Below are 513 nucleotides of genomic sequence, written 5' to 3' on the forward strand. Positions count from 1 at the left end.
CTGCCGCCCCTGAGTTGCAAGCACTGCGGCGTTTCAAAGTCCCCTTTTCGGGCAAAGATGAGACTTTTCATCTGATAGATTGACTTGGCTGGCCGCGCTTTCAGCAAAGCTTTGACGGTATTGGCATTTCCCAAATCAATGCCCTCCAGCTTTGGTTCTGTCCCTACGTTAGTATCCTTCCCGCTCGAGCATTCGACAACATAAACATGAGGATACACCTCTGAGTGAGAAATACGCTGAACGTCTTCCTTTTCTAATAATGCGGTGAGTAGCACCCATATCCCGAAGCCATAAGGCTTGCGTGATGCCGCTTCGGCGTCATTCTGAAATTCAGTCGACGAGGCCGGTCCAACAATTGCATTCCTGGCATCGATTTCGACCGAACAGCCTGTTAGCAACATTGCGCCAGCCGCCACTATGGATGATGAAAAAGGCTTCATAGCTCCTATCTAACGGCTATCTCCGATGTCGTATATTGGTCGGAAAGAGATTTCCCGCAGTTTTGATACTATT

Annotated in this window: 1 protein-coding gene; it reads right to left on the reverse strand. The window is 48.9% G+C overall.

Features of this window, described 5'->3' with window-relative positions; translation table 11 throughout:
* Positions 1-440, reverse strand: a 440-nt coding sequence (locus tag AACY08_RS28770; RefSeq protein WP_339472483.1) for a hypothetical protein, incomplete at its 3' end; no start/stop codon positions are given.
* Between the last annotated feature and the right edge of the window lie 73 nt (positions 441-513).

The organism is Pseudomonas sp. EL_65y_Pfl1_R83 (assembly GCF_963970695.1).
GTDB lineage: Bacteria > Pseudomonadota > Gammaproteobacteria > Pseudomonadales > Pseudomonadaceae > Aquipseudomonas > Aquipseudomonas tritici.